Source organism: Rothia sp. HMSC071C12, assembly GCF_001813895.1.
In the GTDB taxonomy this organism is placed as follows: Bacteria; Actinomycetota; Actinomycetes; order Actinomycetales; family Micrococcaceae; genus Rothia; species Rothia mucilaginosa.
In genome coordinates, this window is sequence record NZ_KV814371.1 from 2860 (window position 1) to 4338 (window position 1479).

Consider the following 1479-nt stretch of genomic DNA (forward strand, 5'->3'; position numbering starts at 1 on the left):
TCGAGAATTTCAACAATCGCTTCCTGAATCTCCAGCGGCGGAACAGGAACCTCAATATTCGAATACTTAGAAATCCACTGTCGAGCATGGTCAGACGAGTTATACACAATGCACTGCATCGCATAATAGACATACTTAAAAAGTGAATCAGTCCCACTCTTTAAAGTAAGCATCTTCATAGCACTCGACTTAGCTTTAAACGGGAATTCAACCCATTTAAAAGCAGTCGTAAAGTCATCAAAAATAATGACAGGCTCTTCCTTAGATGCAGGGTAAATACCCTCGGCCTCATTCGTATAACCGAGAATAAACGTTTTACCCGCAGTCAGCACCGGCGTAGGGTACGAGTCGTCATAGTCCTTAGACGATACAAGGTACTTCGTCGGCTGCTCATAGCCAAGGAGCTCACCCAGCGGGCGGTACTCAACCCCGTCTGGGCAGAGCTCAGCCACCAGGCGGTCAATATAATTCGTCACGTCCGCCACGATTACTCGCCGCCTTCCAGGCGCGCCACAATAGCGTCAATCTCCACGCGCAACTGAGCCTGACGAGCCACAATACCCTCAATACGGGAATTCAACTCGACAATATCCACGCGCTCACGGGTGTCCTCCGGCTCAACCCAGCTCGAAACCGCCAGGTTCGCCTCCTGCTCCAGCAGCTTCTCCACCGGAATCAGCGCCGAGAAATGCTCACGCTCCTCACGAGCCGCCAGCACATCCAGAATCTTCTCACGGTGCGCCTTACCCAGAATATTCTGGTTCGTGCCCTTATCAAAGAGCTGCGAAGCATCCACGAACAGCACCGAATGATCCTTACGGCGACCCTTCTTCAGCACCAGAATGCAGGTCGCAATGCTCGTACCGTAGAACAGGTTGGCGGGCAGCTGAATCACAGCATCCACCACGTTCTGCTTCAGCAGGTACTCACGAATCTTACGTTCCGTACCGCCACGGTACAGCACGCCCGGGAACTCAACAATCGCAGCCGTACCCGCCTCATCCAGCGACGCCAGCATATGCATCGTAAACGCCAAATCAGCCTTCGACTTAGGCGCCAATACAGCCGCCGGGGCGTAACGGTCATCGTGAATCAGGGTCGGGTCATCATCACCCTTCCACTTCGTCGAATACGGAGGGTTAGACACAATCGCACCAAACGGCTCCTCAAAATCGCCGCCCGCACCACCGCGGTGCTTCGGGTCAATCAGAGTATCACCGTGCGCAATACTGAAATCATCCACCGGCACGCCATGCAGCATCATGTTCATGCGGCACAGGTTATAGGTCGTCAGGTTAATCTCCTGACCCACAAAACGCAGGCCATCCGAGTTCTTACCCAGCTCGCGCTTAACCTTCAACAGCAGCGAACCCGAACCACACGCCGGGTCATACACGGTACGAATCTGCTCGGCGTCACGGCCATCCATGGCAATCTTCGCCAGCAGCTCCGAAACCTCCTGCGGAGTGTAGTACTCGC

At 53.9% G+C, this 1479-nt stretch carries 2 protein-coding genes; both read right to left on the bottom strand.

Features of this window, described 5'->3' with window-relative positions:
* The coding region (locus HMPREF2942_RS03395; protein WP_210399419.1) for a restriction endonuclease subunit S at positions 1 to 476 on the bottom strand (476 nt) is incomplete at its 3' end.
* 11 nt (positions 477 to 487) lie between these two features.
* On the bottom strand, positions 488 to 1479 hold a 992-nt coding region (locus HMPREF2942_RS03400; protein ID WP_070688391.1), incomplete at its 5' end, for a type I restriction-modification system subunit M.